Below are 26263 nucleotides of genomic sequence, written 5' to 3'. Positions count from 1 at the left end.
AGTGGCGGACCCTAGCGCCCGCCCGCCGCAGCCGCGTGCGGCGCCCTCAGGACGCCGCGCGGCGGCAGCCGCAGCGAAATCAGCGCGGCCGCCAACAGCAGCGCGCCGGCCGACCCGAAGGCCACCCAGTGCGTGCCGAAGGTCTCGAAAGCCCAGCCCCCCAGCCATGAACTGATCATGCCGCCAATCTGGTGGCCCAGGTAGGTCAGTCCGTACAGCACGCCAACCAGGCGGATGCCGTAGACGTCGGCCAGGATCGCAGACGACAGCGCAATGCTGCCGGCCCAGACGATGCCGCCGATGGTGGCCGCGGCGTACAGTTCCCAGTGCGCGCCCACCATGACCAGCGCGAAGAAGCCCAGGCCGCGCACCAGGTAGATGGCGGCAAGGATGTTGCGGCGTTCGACCTGGTCCGACATGCGGCCCAGCACCAGCGTGCTGAAAATGGCGACCAGGCCGATCAGGCCGATGCCCAGCGAACTGGTGGTGGCGTCGAAGCCATGGTCCATCAGCATGGGCATGCCGTGCGTGCCCAGCAGGTTCATGCTGAAGCCACAGGCGAACAGGCCCAGCGCCACCTGCCAGAAGGGCAAGGTGCGCAGCGCGTCGCCCAGCCCTGGCGCCGGGGCCTTGGCCGCGGGCTTGGCGGATGCGGATTTCTCGATGATCTGGTGGGGCAGCAGGTCGGTGTGCTCGGGCGCCTCGTCGCGCATGACAAAGAGCGCGACCGGCACGGTCAGCAGCGCGAACAGCGCGGCAAAGCCCAGCAGCGTTTCCTGCCAGCCCACCGCCGAGATCGCGAAGGTTAGCGTGGGCGTCATCAGCGCGATGCCGGCCATGGACCCCGTGGACAGGAAAAACAGCGCCATGCCGCGCTGGCGCGTGAACCAGCGGCTGATCACGGGCGTCAGCGCGACGGGGCTGGTGAAGGCCAGGCCGATGGACAGCGCCACGCCGAAGGACAGCAGGAATTCAAAGGGGCCGCGCGCAAAAACCGTCCAGATGGAGGACGCCACGACGATCGCGGTGCCGGCCAGCAGCACGAAGCGCGTACCGCGTGTGCTGACCAGATACCCCGCCAGCGGCATGCCCAGCCCGTAGCACAGCATGCCGATCGCCACGATGCCCGACAGCAGGCTGCGCGAAAAACCCAGGCCGTCCGCCATGGGCAGGAAGAACGGTCCGATGCCCATGCGCAGGCCGACCGTCAACAGGGTGAGTACCGTGGCGGCGCCGACGATGTTCCAGCCGAAATACCAGCCGCCCGACTCTTGCTTGTCCAATCTCTTCTCCTCTGTATCTTCTTATGGCCGCATGCGCGCCAGGACTGGAAGACACCGCGGGAGAAGCACGGAGCAGCGCTCCGCTATCGACAGGGGTGGGAAGGACCAGGCGTGGAACGGCTTGCAGGCGCCGGCGGATTCAGCCGCCAGACGCGTCATATTACTCCTGGCTATATGCCGATTCGAGGCATGCGCCTCAAATCCTGTCCGGTGAGCGGCCACACCGCCCCGCCTTGTCGCAAATGTTGCGCACGAAGCGCGGGCGAGTGTCGCCGCCGTTGAAATAGCCGTAGGGCTGCGCGCTGCGATAGATGGCGAAGTTGATCGCCCGCAGCCAGCGACCAGGTCCAGCGCTGCGCCTCGCCGCCTGCAGGCGCGTATATTGCTCACAATTTCGTCACGCAAGCCGATTCAGCCTTCAACATTCAGCGTTCAAGCAATCCGTGGATTCCAAGACTTCAATGTTCGCCCTGTCCCGCCAGGAAATCGCCCTGGTGCTGGTCACCATGCTGTGGGGGAGCACGTTCCTCATCATTCATATCGCCATGCAGCACAGCGGTCCGCTGTTCTTCGTGGGCCTGCGGTTCACCATCGCCGGGTTGATGGCGCTGCTGCTGTTTCGCAAGCACATGGCGGGGCTCACCCGTTACGAAGTGGGCGCGGGCGTCGCGATCGGCTCAGCCCTGTTCCTGGGCTATTACCTGCAGACCCACGGCCTGCGCACCATCACCAGCAGCCAGTCCGCCTTCATCACGGCCCTGTACGTGCCTATCGTGCCGCTGCTGCAATGGGCGGTGCTGAAGCGGCCGCCCGGCCTGATGAGCTGGATTGGCGTCGGGCTGGCCTTCTCGGGCCTGATCCTGCTCGCGGGCCCGGAGGCCGGCGTGCCAAGCTTCAGCCCGGGCGAAGTCGCCACGCTGGCGGGCGCCGTGGCGATTGCGGCCGAGATCATCCTGATCGGCCTGTTCGCGCGCAAGGTGGACAGCCGCCGCGTGACGTTCGTGCAGTTGATGACGGCGGGGCTGCTGTCGTTCGCGCTAATGCCGGCGCTGGGAGAGTCGATTCCGGCGTTTTCGTGGCTGTGGGCGGGGGCCGCTATCGGACTGGGGCTGGCCAGCGCCATCATTCAGCTGACGATGAACTGGGCACAGAAGTCGGTGTCGCCCACGCGCGCCACGGTTATTTATGCGGGCGAGCCGGTCTGGGGCGGGATTGTCGGGCGCCTGGCGGGAGATCGCCTGCCCGCGCTGGCGCTGGTCGGCGCGGGATTGATCGTGGCGGGGGTGATCGCGAGCGAGGCGAAGTTCGGGCGCAGGAAGAAGCCGCAGTTGAGCGGTGTCTGACACCCAATAGAAACGCCCCGACGGGCTGCTCAGGCCGCCTGTTCCAGGAACGCCTGCAGGGCCGGCACCGTGTTCAGCACGTGCTGGCGCATCGCCGCCTCGCAGCGCGCCGCGTCGCGGGTCTGAAGCGCGTCGATGAGTTCCTGGTGCGATTCGCGCACGCGCAGCACGCGTCCCGGCTGGGCGGCCCACAGGCGCATGTAGGGTTCGACGACGGAATGCAGCTCGGAGATCTGGCTCAGCAGGCGGGGCTGCCGGCAGAAGCTGCACAGATATTCGTGGAATTCGCGGTGGGCGGTGGTCCAGTCCAGGTCTTCGCTGGCGCCCTGGTCCAACTGCTCCAGCATGTGGGTCAGCCGGCGAATGTGTTCGGGGCCCATATTGAGCACCGCGTTGCGCGTGGCCAGGCCTTCCAGGACGGAACGCATTTCAAAGACTTCCAGCATTTCCTGCTGGTTCAGGCCGCGCACCACGGCGCCACGGTTGGCGCGGATTTCGACCAGGCCTTCCGAGGCCAGCCGGCGCAGCGCGCCGCGCACGGGCATGCGGCTGGTGCCGATTTCGGCGGCCACCACGTCGGGCACCAGGCGCTGGCCGGGCGCGTAGCGGCCCAGCCGGATCTCGCGCTGCAAATGCAGGTACGCCTCGTCTTCGGCGCTGATGGCTGTCTTTTGAAATTGCAGCACTTACGTCCCCGGGCTTGGAAAGCCGCAATGATAGATAACCGCAAAAATAACACAAACTGGATCCAATGATCCATGGATGCAAACACCAATAGTCCCGGCGGGCAAGCTTGCGTCTAATCCAGTCCGGGACGCGGCCGCCAAGCCGACCCGGCCGGAATGGGCAACAGACCCGCCCGGCGCACACGCTTTCCATTACGCGAACAAGGGGAATCCATGAAATTTCGTCTCATCCGGGCGCTGGCTGGCGCCGCCGCGATGGCCTTCGCAGCCCAGGCCGGCGCCCAGGCCACGGACTGGCCGCAGCATCCGGTGCGCATCGTCGTGCCCTTCCAGGCGGGCTCGGCCACGGACCTGATCACGCGCCAGCTTGGCGCGGCGCTGTCGGCCGAACTGGGCCAGCCCTTCGTGATCGAGGCCCGCCCGGGCGCCGCTGCCGCGATCGGCAGCGCGTCGGTGGCGCGGTCCGCCCCTGACGGCTACACGCTGCTGATGGGCGGCCCCGCCGCCGTCGTCACCAACCGCTTCCTGCAAAAGCGCCTGGCCTACGATCCGGACGCCTTCGCGCTGGTGTCGCTGGTGGCCTACACGCCCAACATCCTGCTGGCCAATCCGTCGCAGCCCTTCAAGACCCTGCCGGAGATGGTGGCCTATGCGCGCGCCAACCCGGGCAAGCTGACCTACGCCTCGTTCGGCACCGGCACGACGTCCCACATGGCCGGCGAAATGCTCAAGTCCATCGCCAAGATCGACATCCTGCACGTGCCCTACAAGGGCGCCGGCGAAGCGATCCCCGCGCTGCTGAGCGGCCAGGTGTCGATGTACTTCGACACCATCATGACCGGCCTGCCCCAGGCCAAGAGCGGCGCGCTGCTGGCGTTGGGCATGTCCAATTCGCAGCGTTCGGCGCTGGCTCCGGACATCCCCACGATCGCAGAGCAAGGCTACGCCGGCTACGACATCGCGCCGTGGTACGGCCTGGTCGCCCCCGAAGGCACGCCCGCCCCGATCCTCGACAAGCTCAACAAGGCCGTGAACAAAGTGCTGGCCGATCCCGCATTGCGCGGTAAGCTCGCCGAAGCCGGCGCCGAGCCGCGCGGCGGCAGCCGCGAGGAATTCGCCGCCTTCATCAAGGCCGAGATCCCGCGCACCAAGCAGCTGATCGACCAGGCCGGCATCACCCCGCAGTAATTTCCCTTACGAGTTCCAGCATCCATGTCTTCCCCCTTCGATTGGTCTTTTCCGTACGCTTCCCGAAAAATGCCGGTCCTGGCCGCCAACGCGGTCGCGACCAGCCAGCCGCTGGCTGCGCAGGCGGGACTGCGCATGCTGCTGGCCGGTGGCAATGCCGTTGATAGCGCCATTGCCACCGCGATCGCCCTGACCGTCGTCGAGCCCGTCATGAACGGGATCGGCGGCGACATGTTCGCGCTGGTCTGGCACGAAGGCCAGCTCTACGGCCTGAACTCCAGCGGCTGCGCGCCCGCCGCGTGGACGCCCGAATACTTCAACGGCCGCGACACCATGCCGGGCACCGGCTGGGGCACGGTCACCGTGCCCGGCCAGGTCGCCGGCTGGAAGGCCATGTCGGACCGCTTCGGCAAGCTGCCCTTCGCCAAGCTGTTCGAACCCGCCATTGCCTACGCCGAGGACGGCTTCGCCGTGTCGCCGACCATCGCGCGCCAATGGGCCAACCAGGCGTCCAAGCTGGCGGCCGAGCCCGGCTTTGCCGAAGCATTCCTGCCCAACGGCCGCGCGCCGCAGGCGGGCGAATGGTGGCGTTTCCCGGACCAGGCCAAAACCCTGCGCGAGATCGCCGAAACCGGCGGCGAAAGCTTCTACCGCGGCGCGCTGGCCCGCAAGATCGCCGACTTCGCCAGCCAGACGGGCGGCGCGCTCAGCGCCGTCGACCTGGCCGAACACCAGGCTGAATGGGTACAGCCCATCTCCCAGTCCTTCCGCGATTACGAACTGCACGAGATTCCGCCGAACGGCCAGGGCATCTCCGCCCTGATGGCGCTGGGCATGCTCGAGCAATTCGACCTGGAAGGCATGGGCCGCGACAGCGCCGACTACTACCACGTCAGCATTGAAGCCATGAAGCTGGCCTTCGCGGACCTGCACCACCACATCGCGGACCCGCGCCACATGCGCACCGACGCGCGCGCCCTGCTCGACCGCGCCTACCTGGCCGAGCGCGCCCGCCTGATCTCCATGGACCGCGCCAGCGTGCCCACGGCCGGCACGCCCGCCACCGGCGGCACCGTCTACCTGACCGCGGCGGACGCTGGCGGCACCATGGTGTCCTTCATCCAGTCCAACTACCACGGCTTCGGCTCCGGCGTCGTCGTGCCGGGCACCGGCATCAGCCTGCACAACCGCGGCCTGAACTTCGTGCTCAAGCCCGGCCACGCCAACCAGGTCGCGCCGCGCAAAAAGCCGATGCACACCATCATTCCGGCGTTCGTCACGCGCGGCGGCCAGCCCGTCATGTCGTTCGGCGTCATGGGCGGATCCATGCAGGCGCAGGGCCATCTGCAAATGGTCACGCGACTGGCCGCATTCGGCCAGAACCCGCAGGCCATGAGCGACGCGCCGCGCTTCCGCGTGGAAAACGGCCCGGTGGTAAACGTGGAATCGCACCTGCCGGCGGACGTGGTCGACACGCTGCGCGCGCGCGGCCACAACGTGGCGGTGGCGCCCGTGGACAGTCTGGAATTCGGCTCCGCGCAGCTGATCTGCCGCCTGCCGCAAGGCGGCTACGTGGCCGCATCCGACTCGCGCCGCGACGGCCAGGCCGTCGGTTTCTGACGCATTGCCGGGCATGCCGGGCTTCTCGCGGAAGTTCGGCGAACATCCATAACCGCCCGGCGCCCTGCGCCCGGCGGCAAGCCAAGCCAGGAGATCGCCCGCGTTCGTTTCCGGGTGATCTCCCGGGCGAACGTCGAGCCGGGATCACGTGGGCGTCAGGGCGCCGACATTGCCTGCTTCAGTTCGTTCACCAACCCCGGATGCCTGGCCTTTTCCTGGGTCAGGGTATAGGCGGAAAGCGTCACCACTTTATTGCCCGACGCGGCGAACATCGCCGTCAGCTCGGCCGGCCGGCCGGAAAGCCTGCTGGCCGCATCCAGTTGGAACACCCCGATATTGCCGACCTTGAAGGCGCCATCCCCCGTCTTCTTGAACGTGGGCACGGCTTCCTGCTGCTGAGACTGGAAGCCCGCCGCCATCGCACCCAGCGTGAACGCGTCGTCATCGCCAACGGAAACTTCCAGCGGCACGTCGATCAGGATGATCGCCTGCATGGCGGCGCGGTTGAGGAAGATCTTTCCCGAGACCTCCGGCGTGGCAGGATCCGACGGAAATTCGGTTTCGAAGAACCCCGCCGGGATGACAACCTTCAGCTTGCCATCCAGCACCGCCAGCGTCTGCGGCGGCAGGGGCGCGGCTGCGGTGTCCTGCGGCGCGCCATTGGGATCCTGCGCCGCCGCCGGAGTTTCCTGGGCAAGCGCGGGCGTACAGGCCGCGCCGATAGCCAGCGCCAACGCCAATGACATTCCCGCGAGCCGTCCGTTGTGGGTGTGCATAGGGATTCGAGAAAAGGGCGGAGCTTTCAATACTACAACGCAGCCGGCGCGCAGCTCCGAAATGCAAAGGCCCGCGCAACGCCTGCGCGGGCCTTTCAGTTTGCCATGATCGGAGTTCGGGTGAGCGGACTGGGAGTGGAGCTAGGGAGGTGGCCGCTTTTTTCTCGTCTGTGGCCGGGTAAGACGCCCAATCCGCTCAGTGCAACCGCGGTGCAGAGGGCGGGCGGCGCGCACACGGCGCGCCGCCCGATCACGTCAGGCGCTTAGAAGCGATGACGGATGCCCACGATGCCCACGGTGCTCTTCACGCCGTCGATGAAGGCGTAGTCGGTGGCGTAGGAAGCCAGCGCGTACAGGTTGGTGCGCTTGGACAGGTTGTAGGTGTAGCCCAGGCTGTACACGTTCATGGCGGAATCGCCGCCGGTCAGCGCATCGCTGTCCGGATCAGCACGCTGCCACGAAGCCATGATGCTGCTGGCGCCCAGCGGCACGGTCAGGCCGACCATGTACGAGTTGGCCTTGAAGTCCTCCACGGCCACGTTCGTTCCGAAGCCCTTGGCGGTGGGGCTGCCGCTGCCGAAGGCATTGACGCCCTGGCCGGTGAACCAGCCGTCGCGGGTCTGGCCGAAGGCCAGCGCCAGCTTCAGCACTTCAAAGTCGTACGCGCCGCCGATGCTCCACGACTTCGGCGTTGCGTCGGTGCCCAGCTGGCTGGCCGGGTTCAGCTGGTCATACGTCAGGGCGACGTTCAGCGGACCGTTCACGTAGCGCACGCCGGCGGTGATGCCGCGCGTGTTGTCGGCGGTGCGGAAGCCGGTCTGGGCCGAGGTCGTGTCGGCGACGTTGAACGAGTAGCCGATGCCAGCCTGGAAGCCGCCGAACGACGGGGTCGAGTACTGGACCATGTTGTCGTAGCGGACGGTGTTCGCGGCGCTGAAGGCCACACCGACGTTCGCCTGGCCGTAGCTGGCGCCGAACGGATCAATCGCGCCGATGTACTTCGAGGCGATGTTGGTCTGGCGGCCGAATTCCAGCAGGCCCCACGAGCTGCTCTTCAGGCCGACGGTGGCTTGGCGGCCGAACAGGCGGCTGCTCTGGCCAGACTGGCCGTTGGCCGAGTTGAAACCGCTTTCCAGCGTGAAGACCGCGCTCAGGCCGTCGCCCAGGTCTTCAGCGCCACGCAGGCCCCAGCGCGAACCGCTGGACACGCCGTTGGCCATGCCGACCTTCGACTCGTGGTAGTTGTCGCCCTTGATGCGTTGGTAACCCACGCCCGTGTCGATCAGGCCGTACAGCGTCACCGAAGTTTCCGCCTGCGCCGTGCCGGACAGCGCGGCGAAGATGGCGGTGACGAACAAAGTCTTTTTCATTACAGATTCCCATTGATTGAACAGACATGCGCATCTGGCGTGGCCCGCAACGCAAGCGGCGCACCGATGCACTTGGCGCATGGCAGGGACGAATTCTAGGGACGCAATATGTCAGTTTTTGAGACACAAGCTAAAACGCGTCAATCAGGGGAAATAAGGGGCAGTTTGTGGCGCGTGGTCGACACGTTGGGGTAAACACGGTGCGCCGGCAGGCGTGTCATGTCGGTGTGCTATTTAGGGGGATGACGGCAAACGGCTTGCGATTCAACGGATTGTTGCGGTGACTATGGCCTGCCGCGGTCACTTTGCGAACAGGCGGCGCAGGCGCTCGGATTCTGCCAGATTCAGGCGCTTGGCCTCGTCCACCGCGTAGTCCCTTTCGCCCGCATCGTAAGAACCCTCGTGCAGGCACTTGCTGCGATTGGGCTTGCACTCGTTGCTGGCGCGTGCCGGGGTGGCGTTGGACATGCTGGACTTGGCGCCCGCTGACGGCTTGCTGGACGAGCAGCCGGCGGCAAGCGCGACCAACATCAGCGCCGCGCCGCAGCGGCTCAAGGTAAGAATGGACATATTCCCGGCCCCACAGAAAAGCTATAGGCCTGTTTATAGCAAAACCGGGCGGGTCAAACCGTTTTAAGTCGTAGCAGGAAAAGGGCCGGGCAGGCGTACGCCTGCCCGGCCGTCATGCAGAGCGCCAGGAATCCGCCCTATTCGATCTCGATGCCCGCCTCTTTGATCAGCGCGGTCCATTGCGCCGTGTCGCGGCGAACGGTGTCGGCAAGCTGTTGCGGCGTGCTGGAGACGAATTCCACGCCCTGCGACTCGAACTTCTGGTTCAGTTCGGGATTCTTCAGCGTGTCGGCCACCGCCGCATTCAGCTTGGCCAGCACCTCCGGCGGCGTGCCCGCCTTGGCAAAAAGGCCATACCAAGTGGTGTAGGACACGCCCGGCAGGGTCTGCGAGATCAGCGGCAGCTTCGCCGTGTCCGCCCCCTTGCTGGGCGCGCTCATGGCCAGCGCCTTCACCGAACCCTTGTCGATCATGGGCTTCAACGAAGGCATGCTGCTGAACAACGCCTGCACCTGGCCCGACGCCAGGTCGGTCAGCACCTGGGACGTGCCGCGATACGGCACGTGCACCACATCCACCTTCGCCTTGCTCTTGAACAGTTCCATGCCCAGGTGCGCCACGCCGCCCACGCCCGCCGAACCGAAATTGACCTTGCCCGGATGCGCGCGCGCATAGTCGACCAAGCCCTGCACGGAATCCACCGGCAATTGCGCGTTCACGACCAGCACGTGCGGGCTTTCGGTCAGCAGGCTGATCGGCGCCAGAAGGTCCAACACATTCTTGCCCTGCATGGCCTTGGAGGGCACCGTCATGTTGCCCGAGGCCGGCATCAGCAGCGTGTAGCCATCGGCCTCCGCGCCAAGCACCTGATTCAGCGCCGGCACGCCATGGCCGCCGCCAGCGTTCACCACCACCACCGGCTGCCCCAGTTTGTCGCTGAACAGCTTGGCGAACTCGCGTCCCACCATGTCGGCCGGGCCACCCGCGGCAAACGGCACGACCATGCGGATCGGCCGTTCCGGGTAGCCCGCGTTAGCGGCGGTCAGCGGCGCAATGCCCGCGATCAGGGCAATCGCGCCCAGGGTCTGCTTGTTGAACTTCATGTCTTCCTCCTGTTGTGTTTGATGCTTGTTTTTGGGGCGACGGCGCGGTTCCTAGCGCGCCGGCCCGATATCCAGCGTGGCCTTGGCCAAGGCCTCGTCCAGCCAGGCCGGCCGCAGTTCGCCGCGCGCGATGGCCGCCATTCGGCGCGCCTCCGCTTCGGCCTTGGCCAGCGCGGCGGCAACCACCGTCTCGCATTCGGCAGGTCCGACCACGATCAGCCCGTCGTCATCGCCCAGGATCCAGTCGCCCGGTTCGACGCGCACTCCACCGCACTGAACCGGCCGGTTCACGCTGCCGCCGCCCGCCTTGTAGGGCCCGGCCGGCGACACGGCGGCCGCGAACACGGGCAGATCGCCCTGGCGCAATTCGGCCGCGTCGCGCATGGCGCCGTCGATCACGACGCCGGCCACGCCCGTCGCCGCGGCCTGGGCGCACATGATCCCGCCCATGACGGCGCGGTCGGCATACCCCTGCGCGTCCACTACCAGGACATCGCCAGGCTTCGCGATAGCCAGCGCGGCGTGGATGGCCAGGTTGTCGCCCGCAGGCACCGACACGGTCTGCGCGCGGCCACGCACGGACCAGCCGGCGCGCAGGGGCTTGATCGCCGCGCGCATGACACGCGCGCCGGCATCGGCCAACAGCGTGCTGCACAGGCCGGCTGCAAACAGATCGCTCATGCCATTACTCCATCAGGGCCGAGACAACGGCCGGGAAAATGCTCTGATAGGCCTCGCCATAGCGCGTGCCCGCCGTCTTGCCGCGGCGGCCCGCCTGCGCGCCGCGCTGCAGCGCCACGCGTTCGTAGTAGGCCCACAGGTTGCTTTGCGTCGGCATGGCCTGCATGGCCTGCCACTTGCGCTCCCACACGTCGGTGATGTCGAGCAGCACATTGGGTTTGAAGCCGCACAATTCCGTCTGGTGCGGCTCGAAGCACAGCACCTGCGGCGGCACCACGAAGTCCGCGCCGTGGCCCGGCGCCATCGCCTGCATGCGGGCACGCAGCGCCATTTCGAAGGTGCGGCAGTGATCCAGATTGGAAGGATCATGCTCCGGGTGGGTCAGCACCACCGACGCCTTCGTGCGGCGCAGCGTGTCGGAGATGCGGCGCACCGAATCCGCAGAGTCCGGCAGCGGGTAATCGCCCAGGTCATGGAAATCCAGCGAAGCGACGCCAAGGATTTGCGCTGCGGCCTCGGCTTCGGCGCGGCGCTGGGCCTTCACCGCATCGCGCTGCGTATCGCCTTTCCAGGCGGCGTTGGATTCGCCGTTTTCGCCGTAGCTCAGGCACACCAGGTGCACGTCCACGCCGCGTTGCGCATGCAACGCCATCGCGCCGCCGCAGCGCCAGACAAAATCGCCCACGTGGGCGGTCACCACCAGCATCGAACTCGACATCCCTGACTCCAGATCAACAGACTTGTCGCATTTTAAAATTACGAAACGTAGTTGTACTCTGTACAATCAACAAGCAAATTCAATGATTCAGGAGCTATGCATGAGTAATGATGGGGTGGTGGCGGTGGAACGCGCGCTGAGCGTGCTGGATTGTTTCCGGCCCGGCGCCGAGCATCTATCGCTGGCGGACTTCGCCCATCGGCTGCCCCTGCACAAGACCACGATCTTCCGCATGCTCAACTCATTGGCACGCTGCGGATACGTCGTGCGCGAGCCCGACGGCCGCTACGGCCTGGGCCCCCGGGTGCTGTTTCTGGCGCGCGTCTATGAACGCGGCTTTGACCTGGAAGCCGTCGTCATGCCGGTGCTGGAGCGCCTGTCCGCCGATACCGGCGAAAGCGCCGCCTACTACGTCGAAGGCGGCGAACCCGGACAGCGCCTGTGCCTGTTCCGCCATCAGCCGCATGAAGGCCTGCACAGCCAGGTCATCGCGGGCAGCGTCATGCCGCCCGACAAATCCTCCACAGGCCAGGTCTTCGCGATCTGGGCGCAAGGCGCCCGGCGCAACCAGGAACGGCTGCCGATATTCTCTTGCGGCGCGCGCGACCCCTACACGTCGTCATGGTCGGTGCCGGTCATCGGACAGGAAGACCGCTTCGTCGGCGCGCTGACGATCGCCGGGCCATCGGTGCGGCTCAAGACGGTGGACGCGGCGGCCTTCGAAGCCATGATTCTTGAACGGGCGGATGAGCTGTCGCAGCGGCTGGGCGCGTCGGCGGAGATGCGGGCCATTCTGTATCGTCCGAACGAAGCGTGAAAAGAACCTGACGTCGGCCACAGGCACGCCGCAATCGCAAATACGACGCGGCGGCAGACCGGCAGGCAGCGGCAATGGCCATGCCCGACATCTGCGTACACTAGTGCAACGCCCCGGGAAGTGAACCGCCCACTGAACAACAAGGATCGCTTCATGCCCAAAGCCACCGAGCAGTCCGTTCTCCGCGCTTCCATCCTCGTCACCCTCGCCGTCTCCGCCGTCGCCGTCGTCTTCGGGCTGCTGGCCGGTTCGTTCTCCATCGTGTTCGACGGGGTCTATATGCTGGCCGATGCCGGGCTCAGCGCGCTGGCCTTGATCTCGGCCCGGCTGATCGCCCTGTCGACGGCGCCTGGCGGTCCCACCGGAAAGCTCCGGGACCGCTTCACCATGGGCTTCTGGCATCTGGAGCCGCTGGTATTGGGACTCAACGGCCTGATCCTGACCTGCGTCTCGATCTACGCCCTGATTACCGCAGTCGGCAGCATCCTGAAGGGCGGGCGGGACCTGGAGTTCACCTACGCCATCTATTACGCAATCTTCGGATTGGCCGCCTGCATCGGCATGGCTATCTACGCGACCATCCAGAATCGGCACATCCGATCAGAATTCATCGCTTTGGACGCCAAGGCATGGATCATGTCGGGCGGCATCACGGCCGCGCTGCTGATTGCGTTCACCATCGGCTACGCCATCGAAGGCACCCGGCTGGACTGGCTGACGCCCTATGTCGACCCCGCGGCGCTTGCGCTGGTCTGCCTGGTGATCATTCCGATGCCGGCCGCCACCATCAAGCAGGCGCTTTCCGACATGCTGCTGGTTACGCCGGCCGACCTGAAGGACCACATCGACGGCGTGGCCCGCGAATTCACCAGCCGCTACGGATTCACGTCACACCGGTCGTATGTCGCGAAAGTGGGAAGGGGCAAGCAGATCGAGCTCTATTTCATCGTCCCGGCCGACATGCCGGCCAAGCCGCTGACAGAATGGGACAGGATCCGCGATGAAATCAGCAAGGCCGTGGGCGACGACACGCCGAACCGCTGGCTGACGATTGCGTTTACGACGGATCCGGAATGGGCGAATTGAAGCGGTGTTCGGCGCCAGGATGGAAGCGCCAGGGCTTCAATTTTGAATGAAATCTGGCGCGGCAGGAGGTGATTCGAACTTTTATATTAGGACGCCAATGCTGACAGCGAAGCCAAACCCGCCCTAATGCGTTGACGTGGGAAGAATGGCGAGATTTGAAGGACGGATCTTGCGGGTGGAGTGCTAGAACGCCAACAAGCTGGAGTGTTGACGCTTTCTCCCGTCATTACGAGATCACGCGAGAAATTGGGTCTGGTGTAACATAATGTGATTGAGGCATACCGAACATTGCTTATGTCGTCAGCGGTGTGAACGCGGAGCCTCGTCCACCCCCCCATCAGAATTTCCATATGCCTCTCGGGAATCTAGCCCACCGCGCCGTGATTGCAGTCCTATCGACCTGCACAGCTGTAGCACTTTCAGGTTGCCAGACGCCGGCCGTCCATGTCTTGAACGCAGTGCTTAACGCGGGGACCGAGCTACCGGCCAATATGAGACAAGTCAATGTCGCTGCTCAAGTGATTCACGACGAAGTCTGGGCAGGTGACTATCCGTTCGGCGCCCGAAATCAGCTTTACACAGTGGGCGTTATTAAGGGCGAACCAGAATACTCCATGCGCGTCGCCTTCCTCCAAATGCGTCATCCTGAGTATGGAGCCTGGGTACGAGCGGGAGGCAAAGGATGGGTCTCCACTGGGATCATCCCGGACCATCTTCCTCCGCTCAAACAGGGCGATGTTGTCGAGCTACGGCAGACGGGAACATACAACGTTGTGAAGGGATTCGTAGAAAACGGCGAGGGCAACGTGGTGCTACAAATCCTGTGTAGTGCTGGCGATCCGGCTTTCAAGGAATGTGTTGCTGCACTACCCCGCATCGGAGCCTTCCAAGGCTTCGGTGAGACCAGTTCCTACTATCCCGAGAGCATACGCGAGTACGGTTTTACTTTTAGCCAAAACTACGATGCGAATGGCGTCGCGCTGGCGGTAGCACGCAAGCCACTTAACTGATCATGCCAAAAGACTTGAGTATCAAATCGAAATTTGCAGTTGCTGGTTTACTTGCGGCAGCTTCCTTGGCCGGATGTGCAGCAACCGGCGATGATTACGTAGTCGGCGTGCGGCCGGCACTGGTGGAACATCCGGTATTGGGCCCGCTCACGATAAAGGAGCAAGACTTGCTAGGTCCAGACGCTGATTTAAACGGCGTGCGCGACGAGATCGACAAGTCCCTGCGCCAGACGTTTGCAGACGCCGAAGCGCTCAGGCGGGGTGAGGCCTACGCGTTGCAGGTCACTAAAGCCATGCTCAGCGGGGCTAGCGGCCGTACGCCTACTGCCGCCGATCTAAATGCTTACTCCAATGATCGCAGCTGCTTGAGTGCTGTAAAGGCGGATGTTCCTGATTTCGTGTATGCGCAGACCACACGTACACGAAGTCGCGCGGATGCGATGCAAATTTGGGCTGAAACCGTCGACTCGCTACTGCCTACGGACAGCATCACCTGTGCGTCAGAGGTAGTTCCGTCCACGTAGAAGAAAGGATCCTTAACCACCAACGCGTAACTGAGATATTCAAGCCTCTCCCACTGGATCTTTTCACGGGCTGCTGGTCGAGTCCGTTCAAGCTACAAATTTCGGATAAAAAATGCGAAGAAAGTTTTTAAAGTTTATCGGTTTTGTTTTCGGGTTCGCTGGCCTGGTTCTACTGCTGGGTGCAGCCTTCCTGATATCTCGCGGTGATACTACTGGCTCGCTGTTTTGGCTTATCTTCGGGGGGGCGTTTACCCTTGCCGGCTTTGGGCAGTATTTTCGCCTTAACAAATTTGAGAAGCGAAATTTCGAGTGGTACAAACGCACGTATCCGGAATCTTGCGAGCGTCGTCGGGTGTCATGTGCTAGCTGTGACGGCACTCACATACGTGTGCGCGGTCTGATGCAGCATAGTTATACCCGCGAACACTTCTGCGGTACCTGCGGAAAGACTCTCTATTACTCGCCGGAAGGTTAAGCTAACGCTGTCGTCTTGCTGCCCTCACCCCTGAGCACTTCGAGTTGCGCGCGAAATCAAACTTAGTGCCGCGTGCCCAGGCTTACGTGCGCTACGGGCTCGCCGGCCGGGCCTCTGACCAGCTAGCGAACTATCAATTACCACTATCAGACTTTCGTTTCACCCTTTGTGATCCTGAGTTCGCTGATAGGCACGAGGGATTCGCTAGCACAGCCCCAGGGGAAACTTACGCCTTGGAGATTCTGGGCAGCCGGCGCGCGTTCGCCTCGTAGAAGCTCTCTTGCAGTTCGACTGCCCACAACTTTCCGCTAGACCCTTTCAACCCAAAGACCCTGAAAATCCTCAAACGCCCCAATTCCGCCACTTCAGTGGGCACCACGGAAAGCGAGTAGTTCAGTCGTTGCTAGGGTAGCGCTTTGATGGCTTGCTTAATCAGATCTTCCCGACGAAGCATTGGAGGCAGCGATTCCTTTGCCGTCTGATACCGGAGGTGCTATTCCTCCTGGCTACAGCGCGGGGTACGGAACACCCGATTGGGCACGTTCTTGTTGCTCAGGTTGATCCCTACAGCGGCGCGCGGGTCAACCGGCAGCGTACTCAGACACACATCCACCTGTTCCGCCACATAACGGTCCTTTCGACCAAGCGCAAGAAGGGCCAGATTGAGGTGTTAAAGGTTCGGAAATGGTCAAAGCCCCTGCGCGTGGTGGTTGCTCGCGGCCTTGCTCGTAAGAACACCGTCAGCCCTAACCTATTTGCGCCCAGCAAAGATCCGATGCCTATCCTCTAGCTGGAAGGATGCTCAATTGGCGTGGTTTTTGACCGTGGATGAGACCGTGAACGAAAAGACGCTCACCGCTTATCCGCTGTACTTCAACCTACAGCACATTCGACCCGCAGCCATCACTACAAAGATCGCTAACAGGAACGAAGACGCATACGATTTCGCAGCTCACGCCAACCCGGCCACGACTCACAAACACTGCGACAGACGGGTGGTAAAGAAGGCCTCGGCTACGGAGTAAAGTTCTAACGCAGGCATTTTTATTCTAATGATTGCCCTGCCAACGAACCCCAAACCGCTGTAATCGCCTGATTTATATAGATGTTCTGGCGCGGCAGGAGGGGCTCGAACCCCCGACCTCAGGCTTAGAAGGCCCGTGCTCTATCCAGCTGAGCTACTGCCGCGCGGTGTGGTGAAGTCACCGGAGTGACACCCGGAAGCTGTCCGGGCGCCGAATTTTACCTTGTTGCGCGCAAACCTGGGCGCTCCCCTATTCTTCCCCGATATCCGTGTGGGTCGACACCCACAGGACGATGGCGTCTTCCGGGCTCAGGCTGATCACCCGGTGGCCCATGCGGCTGTCTATATAGAAGCTCTCGCCGGCCTTCAGGCGGGCGGGTTCGTAGAATTCCGTATAGAGCTGGACCTCGCCTTCCAGGACATAGACGAATTCCTCGCCGCCGTGGCGGCTCCAGTCCTGGAATTCGTCGAAGGAGCGCGCCTTGACCCGGGTGTGGAACGGCATCATGCGTTTGTGCGACAGCGCGGTGCACAGCAGACGGTGGTCGTAGTACGGGGTTTCGTACTGGCGCCCTTCCCCCTGGCGGCTCAGGCTGCGGCGGCCGGTGCCCATGTGGGCGTCGGACGCGGTGAAGAGTTCCGCCACGTCCAGGTCCAGGCCCGCAGCGATCTTGATCAGGTTGTCATAGGTGGGAGACAGCAGGCTGTTTTCGATTTTCGACAGGGTCGATGCGGACACGCCGGTGGCCGCGGCCGCCTGCTTCAGGGTCCATGCGCGCGCCTGGCGCAGGGCCCGCAGCCGTTGTGCCAATGCGCTCTGTTTGTTGCCTTGCATCTGTATACCCTGTCATGCCCGCGATTGGCGCTCCCGCCACCAGTCGCGCGCCTGGTAAGACCAATAAGTCAGTTGAACCGCCGCCGTGCCCAGGCTGCCGCCGTTCCAGGCCAGCCCGAAGGGCGCGAACAGCTTGTAGCGCTGGGTGTCGCCCGTGATGCCTTCGGCCACGACGCGCCCGCCGATGGAGGTGGTGTTCATGCCATGGCCGCCGAACGCCGTGCAATACCAGACGCCGGGCCCCAGAAGGCCGATCTGCGGCATCAGGTGCCGCGCGTAGGCCATGCGCCCCGACCACGCGGCTTCCACGCGCAGCCCCTGCAATTGGGGATAGACGCTGAGCAATTCGCGGCGCAGGGACTCGGCCAGATCGGGCGGGTCGTCGACACGGGTGGTGATTCTACTGCCCCAGCCGATGCGGCCGCCATCGAGGACGCGGTAATAGTTGCCGGCGCGCCGGTCGTCGCCGATGGCGGCGGTGCTGCGGATGGCTTCGCGCACGCGGTCGCCCAGCGGCTCGGTCAGCATGATGTAGGTGGCGATGGGCAGCATGGCGCGGCGCAGGGCGGGCACGACGTCGCCGGTGTAGCCGCCAGTGGCCAGCACGACGGTGGCGGCGTCAATCTGCCCCTGCGCCGTCTTCAGGTGCTTGACCGCGCCTTCCAGCGTGACCTGCTCGACCGGGGAATCTTCATGGATGCGCACGCCCAGCCGGACGCACTCGCGGGCCAGCGCCCGCGCGTAGTTGAGCGGATGGAAGTGAAAGGACGCAGGATCCTCGACGCCCTGGAAGTAGACGTCCGACACCAGCCGTTCCCGGACCTGGCTGCGGGTCAGCAGACGGACGTCGCGCCCGAAGTCGCGCTGTTGGCTGTCACACCACTGTCGCAACGCGTCGGTGGCCTCGTAGCGCACGACCCGCAGACGCCCGTCCACCTTGCGGGCGTCGGTGATACGCAGGTCGCGGATGTTGTCGCGGATGATCTCGACGCCCTCCATCGACAGCCGGTAGAGCTGGCGGTAGTGGTCTTCGTCGACATGCTTGCGGATGGCGTCGGCGCCCGCCGAGAACGCCGGCGACACCGAGCCGCCGTTGCGGCCCGACGCCCCCCAGGCGATGCGCTTGCCTTCCAGCAGGGTGACGTTGCGGCCCCGCCGCGCCAGTTCCAACGCGGTGGACAGCCCGGCCAGGCCGCCGCCGATCACGCAGACGTCGGCGCTGGCCGCGCCCGCCAGGGGCGGGTAGTAGGTCTCGCCGTCGGCGAGCGTGCGTTTGTAGTAGGTGTCGATGTACTCGGAGACCATGGCGTCGGCTCAGTGCAGGCTTGCGCCCTGCAGCCCCCCGGCCAGGCGCTTTTCCAGCCAGTTGGCCAGGCGCAGGAGCGGGTAGCAGTAGATGAAGTAGATGGCGGCGATCATGCCGTAGATGAACAGCGACTTGGCCGGGAACGTGATGATGAAGACCTCGCCCTGCCGCGTGAGTTCGGTGATGCCGACCACCGACAGGATGGCGGTGCTTTTGATCAGCATGACGTAGACGCCGCTCATGGGCTGCACGATCAGCCGCATGGCCTGCGGCAGAATGACCAGCCACAGGATCTGCAAGGGGCGCAGGCCCAGGGTCATCGCCCCTTCCGTCTGACCGCGCGGCACGGCCTGGATGGCGCCCATGACAATCTCGGCGACATAGCACGACGTGTACACCGACAGGGACACGAAGGCCGCCGTCCCGGAATCCCAGTGCAGCAGCTCGATGCCGGTGCTGGGCAGCACGAAGTAGAAGATGTAGAGCTGCACCAGGAACGGCGTGCCGCGCAGAATGTGGATATAAAGCCCCAGCAGCTGGTGCACGCCGCGGATGCGGTAGCTGCGGATCACGCCGATGACAAAGCCCAGCAGCGACCCGGCGATGATGGCCACGAAGGAAATTTTCAGCGTTTCCCAGAAGCCCTTGAGCAAAAAGGGCAGCACGACGCCGGCGGTGGAAAGGTAGGATTCCAGCATGGTTACCTCGCGTTCCAGGCCGGACCCGCCAGCCATAGGCTCACGCCCTTGGACAGCAGCAGCATGACGCAGTAGATCAGCAGATAGCCCGCCGCGATGGTCAGGAAGGCTTCGTTGGGCACGATGCGCTCGCTGTTCATCTGCACGCCGGCCGCGACCAGTTCGAAGACCGTGATCAGCGACAGCAGCGAGGTGTCCTTGATCAGCACGGCCGTCTGGCCCAGCAGGGGCGGCAGCGTATTGGCGAAGGCCTGCGGCAGCACGACGTAGCGCAGGCGCTGGTGGTAGTTCATGCCGCAGGCCTTGGCGCCTTCGACCTGGCCGCGCGGCACGGATTCGATGCCGACGCGGATGATTTCGCTCATGTAGGCCGCGTGGTGCACCGTCATGGCGATGATGCCCAGCAGCATCTCGCTCCAGCCCTTTGCGCCGGGAATCAGCGCGGGCACGGCGTAGTAGACGAGATAGATCTGCACCAGCAGCGGCGTGGAGCGGACAAACTGCACATAGGCCGCCACCGGGCGCCAGACGGCGCCGCGGGACGACATATGGGCAAGCGCCAGCGGGATGCCAGCCAGCACCGACAGCACCAGGCTGGCGCCCGCCGCTATCAGGGTGTTGGCCAGGCCCTCGGCGAATTGGCCCGTGTACTGGCTGACGATGCGCCAGTTATAGAAATCAATCAGCCAGTCCATGGGCGGTCCCGTCTCCGATCAGTGGTCTTTCTTCCAATCGGTCGAATACCAGTACCTTACCTGCTCCGGCAGCGTGTTGTCGGCCGTCTTCAGGGTCTGCCAGTTGTCCAGCCAGAATTTCAGGCGGAACGCGTTGGGGCCGACGGCGAACGCCAGCGGCTCGCGCACCATCACGCCTTCCAGCACCCGCAGGTTGCCGAAGTCGACCAGGAACTGGTTGGCCGTGGACAGCGACATGATGCCCGCGTCCAATCGTCCGCTGGACAGGGCCTGCCCGACCGGGGCGCTGCCGCCCGAGAATTCCTTCAGCGTGGCCTTGGGCAGCATCTTCTTGCCGACTTCCGCATACGTGCTGGCGCCCAGCGCGCCGACGGTGACGCCGGCCTTGTCGAGTTCCTGGTAGGTCTTGTAGGGAGAATCCTTGGGCACCACGGCCACGGTGTCGGCGTAGAACATGGGCAGCGAGAACAGCACCTGGGCCGCGCGCTGCGGGGTGGGCGTCATGTCGGCGGCCACCATGTCGGCCTTGCCGGACAGCAGCGCCGGCAGCAGCCCCTTCCATTCATAATCCTGCAGCACCAGCTTCACGCCCAGGTCGTCGGCCATGCGCTTGGCCACTTCCACGGCCAGCCCGGTGCGCTTGCCCGACTTGTCCATGAAGCTCATCAGCGGCCCGGATGTCTGCACCGCCACGCGCAATTCGCCGCGCTTGATGATGTCCGAAAGTTCGTCCGCCTGTGCCGGCAGGGCCACAGTGGCGGCCGCCAGGGCGACGCTGGCCACGCCCAGCCATTGTTTGATTTTCAGCATTTCCAACCCCTTTGGTGATTTGACCCATATCGTTCCGGGCAAGGCACATCACGCCGGCAGCGCCCGGATAAGCCGGACCGGCGGGACTACAGAATCTTTTCCAGGAAAGCGCGGGTGCGCGCCTCTTTGGGGTTGCCGAAGACCTCGTCCGGCGTGCCCATTTCCACGATGCGGCCGGCATCCATGAAGAGCGCCCGGTCGCCGACGTCGCGGGCGAAACCCATTTCGTGGGTCACGACCGCCATCGTCATGCCGTCGCGCGCCAGCGCCCGCATCAATTCAAGAATGCCGCCCACGGTTTCGGGATCGAGCGCCGACGTCGCCTCGTCGAACAGCATGAGCTTGGGGTCCATGGCCAGCGCCCGGGCGATTGCCACGCGCTGCTGCTGACCGCCCGACAGCTGGCTGGGATAGCGGTCGCCGAATTCGGCCATGCCGACCCGGCCCAGCAAATCGCGGGCGTAACGCTCGGCGTCGGCGCGGCTGCGGCCGCGCACCACGCGCTGGGGTAGCGCCACGTTGTCGAGCGCAGTACGGTGTTGGAACAGGTTGAAGTGCTGGAACACCATGCCGACCTCGGTGCGCCAGTGGTTGACGTCGGTGGCCGGGTCCGTCAGGGACACGCCGTTCACCCGGATGGCGCCGCTGTCGATGCTTTCCAGGCCGTTAAGGGTGCGCAGCAGGGTGCTCTTGCCCGAGCCGGACGGCCCCACCACGACCATGACCTCGCCGCGTTCGAGCTGGCAATCAATGCCGTCCAGCGCCAGATGCGGGGGATGCCCGTCGCGCTGATAGGTCTTGGTGACTGCCTGGACAACGAGCAACGGTTCCGCCACGGATTCACCTTCTGGTGGAGTGGGCCGGCATCCGGGACCTGCGGGAGAAACCCGCGGAGAAACGGACTTCGGCTGGCACTGGCGATTCAAGAGGCCTCAGAAGACTGGCGCCTCAAAAATATTTCGCATTTCACGTCATAGTTTCGTATAGTAAATTTTTTTCCAGAATCGCCACTTAGGCATAACCCTTAAGGCGAAGGTAATTCCTTCGCTGGCCATCCAAGGAACCGGCATGGACACTCCCCAAGACATCCTGCGTAATCTCGGACTGAATTCCAGCGTGCTCACCGGCGGCACGCTGATTGCCCGCAGCCCGATCGACGGCGCCGAACTGGCCCAGGTGCGTGAACACACGGTGGCCCAGGCCCATTCCGCCATCACCCGCGCGCGCCAGGCCAGCCAGGCGTGGCGCGACGTGCCCGCCCCGCGCCGCGGCGAACTGATCCGCCTGTTCGGCGAAACGCTGCGCCAGCACAAAAGCGAACTGGGCCGCCTGGTCAGCCTGGAAGCCGGCAAGATCGTGGCCGAAGGCGAAGGCGAGGTCCAGGAAATGATCGACATCTGCGACTTCGCCGTCGGCCTGTCGCGGCAGCTCTATGGCCTGACCATCGCCTCCGAACGCCCCGGCCACCGCATGATGGAAACCTGGCATCCGCTGGGCGTCGTGGGCGTCATCAGCGCGTTCAACTTCCCGGTCGCCGTCTGGGCCTGGAACTCCGCCCTGGCGATCGTCTGCGGCAACGCCGTCGTCTGGAAGCCGTCCGAAAAGACGCCGTTGACCGCCCTGGCCTGCCAGGCCCTGTTCGCCCAGGCCATGCAGCGCTTTGGCGACGCGCCCGCCGGCCTGTCCGAAGTCCTGATCGGCGGCCGCGAAGTCGGCGAAGCCCTGGTCGACTCCCACACCGTGGCGCTGGTATCGGCCACCGGCTCCACCCGCATGGGCCGCCAGGTCGGCCCGCGGGTCGCGCAGCGCTTCGGCCGCGTCCTGCTTGAGCTGGGCGGCAACAACGCCATCATCGTCGGCCCCACCGCCGACCTGGACATGGCCGCCCGCGGCATCGTCTTCGGCGCCATCGGCACCGCCGGCCAGCGCTGCACCACCACGCGCCGCCTGATCGTCCATGAAAGCGTGGCCGACGAACTGCTCCAGCGCCTGCACAAGGCCTACGCCAGCGCCCCCATCGGCAACCCGCTGGACAGCGGCAACCTCGTCGGCCCGCTGATCGACCGCGTATCCTTCGACGCCATGCAGACCGCGCTGACCGCCGCCCGCGAACAGGGCGGCAAGGTCACGGGCGGCGAACGCGTACTGGCCGACCAGTACCCCGACGCCTGGTACGTGCGCCCGGCCATCGCCGAAATGCCTGGCCAGACCGACGTCGTCTGCCATGAAACCTTCGCGCCCATCCTGTACGTGATGCGCTACAAGGAATTCGGCGACGCGCTGGCCATGCAGAACGGCGTGCCGCAAGGCCTGTCGTCCGCCATCTTCACCAACGACCTGCGCGAAGCCGAGACCTTCCTGTCGGCCGCCGGCTCCGACTGCGGCATCGCCAACGTCAACATCGGCACGTCCGGCGCCGAAATCGGCGGCGCCTTCGGCGGCGAAAAGGAAACCGGCGGCGGCCGCGAATCGGGTTCTGACGCTTGGCGCAACTACATGCGCCGCGCCACCAACACCATCAACTATTCGCGCAACCTGCCGCTGGCGCAGGGCATCAAGTTCGGCGAGTAGACCCGATCAGACCGGCCAGCAACGACGAAGGCCCCGCGCATTCAGACGATGCGCGGGGCCTTCCGCCTTATACGCGCTCAATGTAGCCGAGCGCCCGCCCAGAAATCCCTGCCGCCGCCCCATCCCGCCCACACGGCCCGTTTACACCCACTACATACGATTAGCCCGGCTTACAACCTGTTGCCAGGGACGGTGCTACATTTCCTGATCACAAAAACCATACACGTCCTCAATGACATTCAGTCGCCGCTTCCCCCGCATCCATACCCTCCGCCTCTGCGCCGCCGCCCTCGCCCTGAGCGCGGCCGGATCCGCCGCGGCAGGCGTGTCGTACCGGCTGGACCGCCCCTCCGCCGCCCCCGGCGAGACCATCACCATCGAGGCCGTGTATTTCAACGAAGACAGCGGACGCGTCACCTGGCAGCCGCCCCCTGAACTGGTGCTGCAGTGGCGCAGCCAGGACGGGCAGATCGTGCGCAGCCTTGCCAAGCTCAAGAGCGGCCGCGACAACTACAGCGTGCCCGCCAACAACTTCGCGCGCATGTCCTGGACCGCCGAAGTACCCGCCACCGCGCACGGCCTGCAAGCCGTCACCATCGAAGGCCAGCCGTCGATGATGGCCCTGGACGCCACCGGCCGCGACAGCGGCACCCTGGCCACCACGCCCGCCCAGACGCCCGTCGTCGACGCCCGCACCGGCCAGCCCGTCCCGCCGGCGGCTGTCGCGGCTGCCGGCGCATCCCCCGAAGCCGGCCCCGCGCCCGCCGCGTCCGTCGAGCAGACCGTGGAGCAGACCGCCTTCGACCAGTTCCGCAGCGCCTTCTCGGCCTACAAGCCCGTGTACTTCAGCGTCGGCACCCGCGGCCTGACCACCGCACGCTTCCAGATCAGCGCCAAGTACCGCCTCATCAGCCCCCGCGGCACCGAGGACTCCTGGCACGACGACTTCTACCTGGGCTACACCCAGACCTCGCTGTGGGACCTGGAAAGCGACTCCAAGCCCTTCATCGACACCACCTTCAACCCCAGCGTCTTCTGGCTGTCCGACGACATCTGGAAATCCGAGAACCAGGACTGGCGCTTCGGCATGAACACCGGCGTCGAGCACAACTCCAACGGCAAGGACGGCGAAGACTCCCGCTCGCTCAACGCCGGCTACATCGAACCGCGCTTCCACTACCGCTTCGACGGCGGCAGCACCCTCACCTTCGCGCCCAAGGTCAAGGCCTACTTCGCCGTCGCCAAGGAAAACAGCGACTACGCCGACTACGCCGGCCGCGTCGACTGGCAACTGCGCTGGGCCCAGGACAACGGCGCCGTGATCACCGCGATGTACCGCCAGGGCGACCAGAAGCGCCGCACCACCCAACTGGACTTCGCATGGCCCCTGCGCCGCACGTTCCTGAACTGGAACGGCTACCTGCACATGCAGTACTTCAACGGCTATGGCGAAACCCTGCTGGGCTACAACCAGCGCAATGAAAGCCAGTTCCGCATTGGGCTTTCGCTGATTCCGTAAATCGCGTCCAACGCCGCCCCCAACCTCGAACCCAAACTCGCCGGCCCCAAACGCCGGCGATTTGCTTTCCGCGCGATCGAACGGCCCGACAGTGCAAGACGCCCGAACGCCAGATGAGGCCGCCCGCGCGGCCGACCACTGGCAGCCCCGCAAGATCTTCCAGACCCGAGCTTCCCGCCAAAAAAATGCAAGAAGAGCCGCCCTCCCCGGCAATCGCGCAGCTTCTTGCAGCACCGGGCGTCTCAAAAACCAACGCCTCAGCAACAAAGCAACCTCAAAGGGATTTCCCTCAATCAGGTTCGCAACCGGGAACGCGTCCCGTAAACTCCGCCCCAAAAGCGCAACTAAAAACCCGCGCAAGGGGATCCGGGCCCGCAAGGCCCGGCGATGCACACACCGGGCCCGTCATGTTCGCCGACCTGAAACACCTATCGCACCACGCCGCCTGGCGCCGCCAGCTGGAAATGCTGCTCGAAGCCGCCGGCGAAGGCATCTACGGCATCGACCTGCGAGGCCGTTGCATCTTCATCAACAGCGCAGGCGCCGAAATGCTCGGCTACACGCCCGATGAACTCGTCGGGCGCAACATGCACTACCTCATCCACCACTCCCACGCCGACCGCAGCCTCATGCCCGTGCATGACTGCCGCATCTTCAGAGCCTTCCGCGACGGCCGCGGCGAGCGCGCCGACGACGAAGTGCTCTGGCGGCGCGACGGCTCCTGCTTCGACGCCCAATACGCTTCCTACCCCATCCGCAACGAACAGGAAGTCGTCGGCGCCGTCGTCACGTTTTCGGACATCACCGCCCGCAAACGCATCGAACGCGAACTCCAGAGCACCCAGGCCCTGCTTGAGCGCCGCGTCGGCGAACGCACCGCCGAACTCAGCGCGGCCCACGAATCGCTGCGCCGCCTCTCCTCTCACCTGAGCACCCTGCGCGAAGAAGAACGCGCTCACATCGCCCGCAACATCCACGACGACCTCGGCGCGTCCTTCACCGCCCTGCAGCTCGACCTCAACTGGCTGCGCCGCCAGCTGGGCGCCACCCCGGCCCTGCAGGCCCACCTTGACCGCATGCTGGACGTCACCCAGACCGCCATGGGCGCCACCCGCCGCATCCTCAACGACCTGCGCCCCGTCGTCCTGGACCACCTTGGCCTGTGGGCCGCCCTCGAAGCCCTGCTGCAAGACCTGCAGACCCGCAGCGGCCTGCAGTGCCGCTACCTCTGCCCGCCCGACACCGAAAGCCTGCGCCTGGACCGCAACGCCGAAATCGCCATCTACCGCATCGTCCAGGAACTGCTGACCAACGTGCAGCGCCACGCCCGCGCCCGCAGCGTCAGCGTCAGCGCCGCCTGGAGCGCCGACGGCCTGGTCCTGACCGTCGAAGACGACGGCGTCGGCATGCAACTGCCCGAAGACCGCCACACCTTCGGCATCCTCGGCATGCGCGAACGCGCCCGCGCCATTGGCGGCGACCTTGCGCTGGACAGCGCCCCCGGCGCCGGCATGCGCGCCCGCCTGCGCCTGAACCCGCTGGCCGCATAAGGAAC

Annotated in this window: 24 protein-coding genes and 1 tRNA gene; 10 read left to right on the top strand and 15 right to left on the bottom strand. The window is 65.0% G+C overall.

Features of this window, described 5'->3' with window-relative positions; all coding sequences use genetic code 11:
• Positions 1-11 precede the first annotated feature (11 nt).
• Positions 12-1283 carry an MFS transporter gene (locus KYC_RS12335; protein WP_008162550.1) on the bottom strand — a complete coding sequence of 424 codons (1272 nt, stop codon included), beginning with the start codon at positions 1281-1283 and terminating at the stop codon, positions 12-14.
• Between the two features lie 461 nt (positions 1284-1744).
• Here KYC_RS12335 and KYC_RS12330 point away from each other — a divergent pair, with 461 nt between their 5' ends.
• Positions 1745-2626 (top strand): DMT family transporter, encoded by an 882-nt coding sequence (locus tag KYC_RS12330; RefSeq protein ID WP_008162549.1) that lies wholly within the window; start codon positions 1745-1747, stop codon positions 2624-2626.
• A 29-nt stretch (positions 2627-2655) separates the two neighbouring features.
• On the opposite strand, the gene KYC_RS12325 is transcribed toward KYC_RS12330, so the two are convergent.
• Positions 2656-3312, bottom strand: coding sequence for a GntR family transcriptional regulator (locus tag KYC_RS12325; RefSeq protein ID WP_008162546.1), 657 nt, complete (start codon positions 3310-3312; stop codon positions 2656-2658).
• 213 nt (positions 3313-3525) lie between these two features.
• Here KYC_RS12325 and KYC_RS12320 point away from each other — a divergent pair, with 213 nt between their 5' ends.
• On the top strand, positions 3526-4500 hold the full coding sequence (locus KYC_RS12320; protein WP_008162544.1) for a Bug family tripartite tricarboxylate transporter substrate binding protein: 975 nt from the start codon (positions 3526-3528) through the stop codon (positions 4498-4500).
• Between the two features lie 24 nt (positions 4501-4524).
• Positions 4525-6120, top strand: coding sequence for a gamma-glutamyltransferase (gene ggt, locus KYC_RS12315; protein ID WP_043518255.1), 1596 nt, complete (start codon positions 4525-4527; stop codon positions 6118-6120).
• A 155-nt stretch (positions 6121-6275) separates the two neighbouring features.
• Here ggt and KYC_RS12310 read toward each other — a convergent pair whose 3' ends face one another.
• From KYC_RS12310 to KYC_RS12285, 6 genes are all read right to left on the bottom strand, one after another.
• A complete protein-coding gene (locus KYC_RS12310; protein WP_043518253.1) occupies positions 6276-6866 on the bottom strand; it encodes a DcrB/PsbP domain-containing protein in 591 nt (196 codons plus the stop codon).
• A 293-nt stretch (positions 6867-7159) separates the two neighbouring features.
• Complete coding sequence (locus KYC_RS12305) at positions 7160-8266, bottom strand: porin (RefSeq protein ID WP_008162539.1); 1107 nt, start codon at positions 8264-8266, stop codon at positions 7160-7162.
• A gap of 300 nt (positions 8267-8566) precedes the next feature.
• On the bottom strand, positions 8567-8836 hold the full coding sequence (locus tag KYC_RS12300; protein ID WP_050814865.1) for a hypothetical protein: 270 nt from the start codon (positions 8834-8836) through the stop codon (positions 8567-8569).
• Positions 8837-8973: 137 nt separating this feature from the next.
• A complete protein-coding gene (locus KYC_RS12295) occupies positions 8974-9939 on the bottom strand; it encodes a Bug family tripartite tricarboxylate transporter substrate binding protein (RefSeq protein WP_008162535.1) in 966 nt (321 codons plus the stop codon).
• 51 nt (positions 9940-9990) lie between these two features.
• Positions 9991-10620, bottom strand: a complete 630-nt coding sequence (locus KYC_RS12290) for an RraA family protein (RefSeq protein WP_008162533.1) — start codon at positions 10618-10620, stop codon at positions 9991-9993.
• A 4-nt stretch (positions 10621-10624) separates the two neighbouring features.
• Positions 10625-11338 carry a PIG-L deacetylase family protein gene (locus KYC_RS12285; RefSeq protein WP_008162531.1) on the bottom strand — a complete coding sequence of 238 codons (714 nt, stop codon included), beginning with the start codon at positions 11336-11338 and terminating at the stop codon, positions 10625-10627.
• Positions 11339-11438: 100 nt separating this feature from the next.
• Here KYC_RS12285 and KYC_RS12280 point away from each other — a divergent pair, with 100 nt between their 5' ends.
• From KYC_RS12280 to KYC_RS12270, 4 genes are all read left to right on the top strand, one after another.
• On the top strand, positions 11439-12155 hold the full coding sequence (locus KYC_RS12280; protein WP_043518251.1) for an IclR family transcriptional regulator: 717 nt from the start codon (positions 11439-11441) through the stop codon (positions 12153-12155).
• 153 nt (positions 12156-12308) lie between these two features.
• Positions 12309-13241 (top strand): cation diffusion facilitator family transporter, encoded by a 933-nt coding sequence (locus KYC_RS12275; RefSeq protein WP_043518275.1) that lies wholly within the window; start codon positions 12309-12311, stop codon positions 13239-13241.
• A 449-nt stretch (positions 13242-13690) separates the two neighbouring features.
• Positions 13691-14251 carry a hypothetical protein gene (locus KYC_RS29450; protein WP_139026509.1) on the top strand — a complete coding sequence of 187 codons (561 nt, stop codon included), beginning with the start codon at positions 13691-13693 and terminating at the stop codon, positions 14249-14251.
• Between the two features lie 14 nt (positions 14252-14265).
• Entirely contained in the window at positions 14266-14775 is a 510-nt protein-coding gene (locus KYC_RS12270; RefSeq protein WP_139026508.1) for a hypothetical protein, read from the top strand.
• Positions 14776-16361: 1586 nt separating this feature from the next.
• Here the strand turns inward: KYC_RS12270 and KYC_RS12255 are convergent.
• The 7 genes from KYC_RS12255 to KYC_RS12225 all read right to left on the bottom strand — a co-directional run bounded on the left by KYC_RS12255 (position 16362) and on the right by KYC_RS12225 (position 21454).
• Positions 16362-16438, bottom strand: a tRNA-Arg gene (locus KYC_RS12255).
• Positions 16439-16524: 86 nt separating this feature from the next.
• Positions 16525-17109, bottom strand: coding sequence for a helix-turn-helix domain-containing protein (locus KYC_RS12250; RefSeq protein WP_008162515.1), 585 nt, complete (start codon positions 17107-17109; stop codon positions 16525-16527).
• Positions 17110-17121: 12 nt separating this feature from the next.
• Positions 17122-18414, bottom strand: coding sequence for an NAD(P)/FAD-dependent oxidoreductase (locus tag KYC_RS12245; RefSeq protein WP_008162513.1), 1293 nt, complete (start codon positions 18412-18414; stop codon positions 17122-17124).
• Positions 18415-18423: 9 nt separating this feature from the next.
• The gene (locus KYC_RS12240) at positions 18424-19113 is read right to left on the bottom strand and encodes an amino acid ABC transporter permease (RefSeq protein ID WP_008162511.1); all 690 of its coding nucleotides are present in this window, start codon (positions 19111-19113) and stop codon (positions 18424-18426) included.
• A 2-nt stretch (positions 19114-19115) separates the two neighbouring features.
• The gene (locus KYC_RS12235) at positions 19116-19808 is read right to left on the bottom strand and encodes an amino acid ABC transporter permease (protein WP_008162509.1); all 693 of its coding nucleotides are present in this window, start codon (positions 19806-19808) and stop codon (positions 19116-19118) included.
• A gap of 18 nt (positions 19809-19826) precedes the next feature.
• Positions 19827-20618: an ABC transporter substrate-binding protein gene (locus KYC_RS12230; protein WP_043518247.1), complete on the bottom strand. Its 792-nt coding sequence runs from the start codon at positions 20616-20618 to the stop codon at positions 19827-19829.
• Positions 20619-20704: 86 nt separating this feature from the next.
• Complete coding sequence (locus tag KYC_RS12225) at positions 20705-21454, bottom strand: amino acid ABC transporter ATP-binding protein (RefSeq protein WP_043518245.1); 750 nt, start codon at positions 21452-21454, stop codon at positions 20705-20707.
• Positions 21455-21686: 232 nt separating this feature from the next.
• Between KYC_RS12225 and amaB the strand changes: the two genes are divergently transcribed.
• The 3 genes from amaB (at position 21687) to KYC_RS12210 (ending at position 26258) form a co-directional block, all read left to right on the top strand.
• A complete protein-coding gene (gene amaB, locus KYC_RS12220; protein WP_008162504.1) occupies positions 21687-23189 on the top strand; it encodes an L-piperidine-6-carboxylate dehydrogenase in 1503 nt (500 codons plus the stop codon).
• 232 nt (positions 23190-23421) lie between these two features.
• Positions 23422-24708: a phospholipase A gene (locus tag KYC_RS12215; RefSeq protein WP_008162502.1), complete on the top strand. Its 1287-nt coding sequence runs from the start codon at positions 23422-23424 to the stop codon at positions 24706-24708.
• Positions 24709-25115: 407 nt separating this feature from the next.
• On the top strand, positions 25116-26258 hold the full coding sequence (locus KYC_RS12210; RefSeq protein ID WP_008162500.1) for a sensor histidine kinase: 1143 nt from the start codon (positions 25116-25118) through the stop codon (positions 26256-26258).
• Positions 26259-26263 lie beyond the last annotated feature (5 nt).

Origin of the sequence: Achromobacter arsenitoxydans SY8 (genome assembly GCF_000236785.1) — a bacterium.
GTDB classification, from domain to species: Bacteria; Pseudomonadota; Gammaproteobacteria; order Burkholderiales; family Burkholderiaceae_B; genus Achromobacter; species Achromobacter arsenitoxydans.
The sequence above is the reverse complement of the archived record's forward strand: the minus strand, read 5'-3'. Positions and strand labels throughout refer to the sequence as shown.

Coding starts and splice junctions, on each gene's coding strand:
- KYC_RS12330 (WP_008162549.1), top strand. CDS start 1,745: ATGTTCGCCCTGTCCCGCCAGGAAATCGCCCTGGTGCTGGTCACCATG.
- KYC_RS12320 (WP_008162544.1), top strand. CDS start 3,526: ATGAAATTTCGTCTCATCCGGGCGCTGGCTGGCGCCGCCGCGATGGCC.
- ggt (WP_043518255.1), top strand. CDS start 4,525: ATGTCTTCCCCCTTCGATTGGTCTTTTCCGTACGCTTCCCGAAAAATG.
- KYC_RS12310 (WP_043518253.1), bottom strand. CDS start 6,866: ATGTCATTGGCGTTGGCGCTGGCTATCGGCGCGGCCTGTACGCCCGCG.
- KYC_RS12305 (WP_008162539.1), bottom strand. CDS start 8,266: ATGAAAAAGACTTTGTTCGTCACCGCCATCTTCGCCGCGCTGTCCGGC.
- KYC_RS12300 (WP_050814865.1), bottom strand. CDS start 8,836: ATGTCCATTCTTACCTTGAGCCGCTGCGGCGCGGCGCTGATGTTGGTC.
- KYC_RS12295 (WP_008162535.1), bottom strand. CDS start 9,939: ATGAAGTTCAACAAGCAGACCCTGGGCGCGATTGCCCTGATCGCGGGC.
- KYC_RS12290 (WP_008162533.1), bottom strand. CDS start 10,620: ATGAGCGATCTGTTTGCAGCCGGCCTGTGCAGCACGCTGTTGGCCGAT.
- KYC_RS12285 (WP_008162531.1), bottom strand. CDS start 11,338: ATGTCGAGTTCGATGCTGGTGGTGACCGCCCACGTGGGCGATTTTGTC.
- KYC_RS12280 (WP_043518251.1), top strand. CDS start 11,439: ATGAGTAATGATGGGGTGGTGGCGGTGGAACGCGCGCTGAGCGTGCTG.
- KYC_RS12275 (WP_043518275.1), top strand. CDS start 12,309: ATGCCCAAAGCCACCGAGCAGTCCGTTCTCCGCGCTTCCATCCTCGTC.
- KYC_RS12250 (WP_008162515.1), bottom strand. CDS start 17,109: ATGCAAGGCAACAAACAGAGCGCATTGGCACAACGGCTGCGGGCCCTG.
- KYC_RS12245 (WP_008162513.1), bottom strand. CDS start 18,414: ATGGTCTCCGAGTACATCGACACCTACTACAAACGCACGCTCGCCGAC.
- KYC_RS12240 (WP_008162511.1), bottom strand. CDS start 19,113: ATGCTGGAATCCTACCTTTCCACCGCCGGCGTCGTGCTGCCCTTTTTG.
- KYC_RS12235 (WP_008162509.1), bottom strand. CDS start 19,808: ATGGACTGGCTGATTGATTTCTATAACTGGCGCATCGTCAGCCAGTAC.
- KYC_RS12230 (WP_043518247.1), bottom strand. CDS start 20,618: ATGCTGAAAATCAAACAATGGCTGGGCGTGGCCAGCGTCGCCCTGGCG.
- amaB (WP_008162504.1), top strand. CDS start 21,687: ATGGACACTCCCCAAGACATCCTGCGTAATCTCGGACTGAATTCCAGC.
- KYC_RS12215 (WP_008162502.1), top strand. CDS start 23,422: ATGACATTCAGTCGCCGCTTCCCCCGCATCCATACCCTCCGCCTCTGC.
- KYC_RS12210 (WP_008162500.1), top strand. CDS start 25,116: ATGTTCGCCGACCTGAAACACCTATCGCACCACGCCGCCTGGCGCCGC.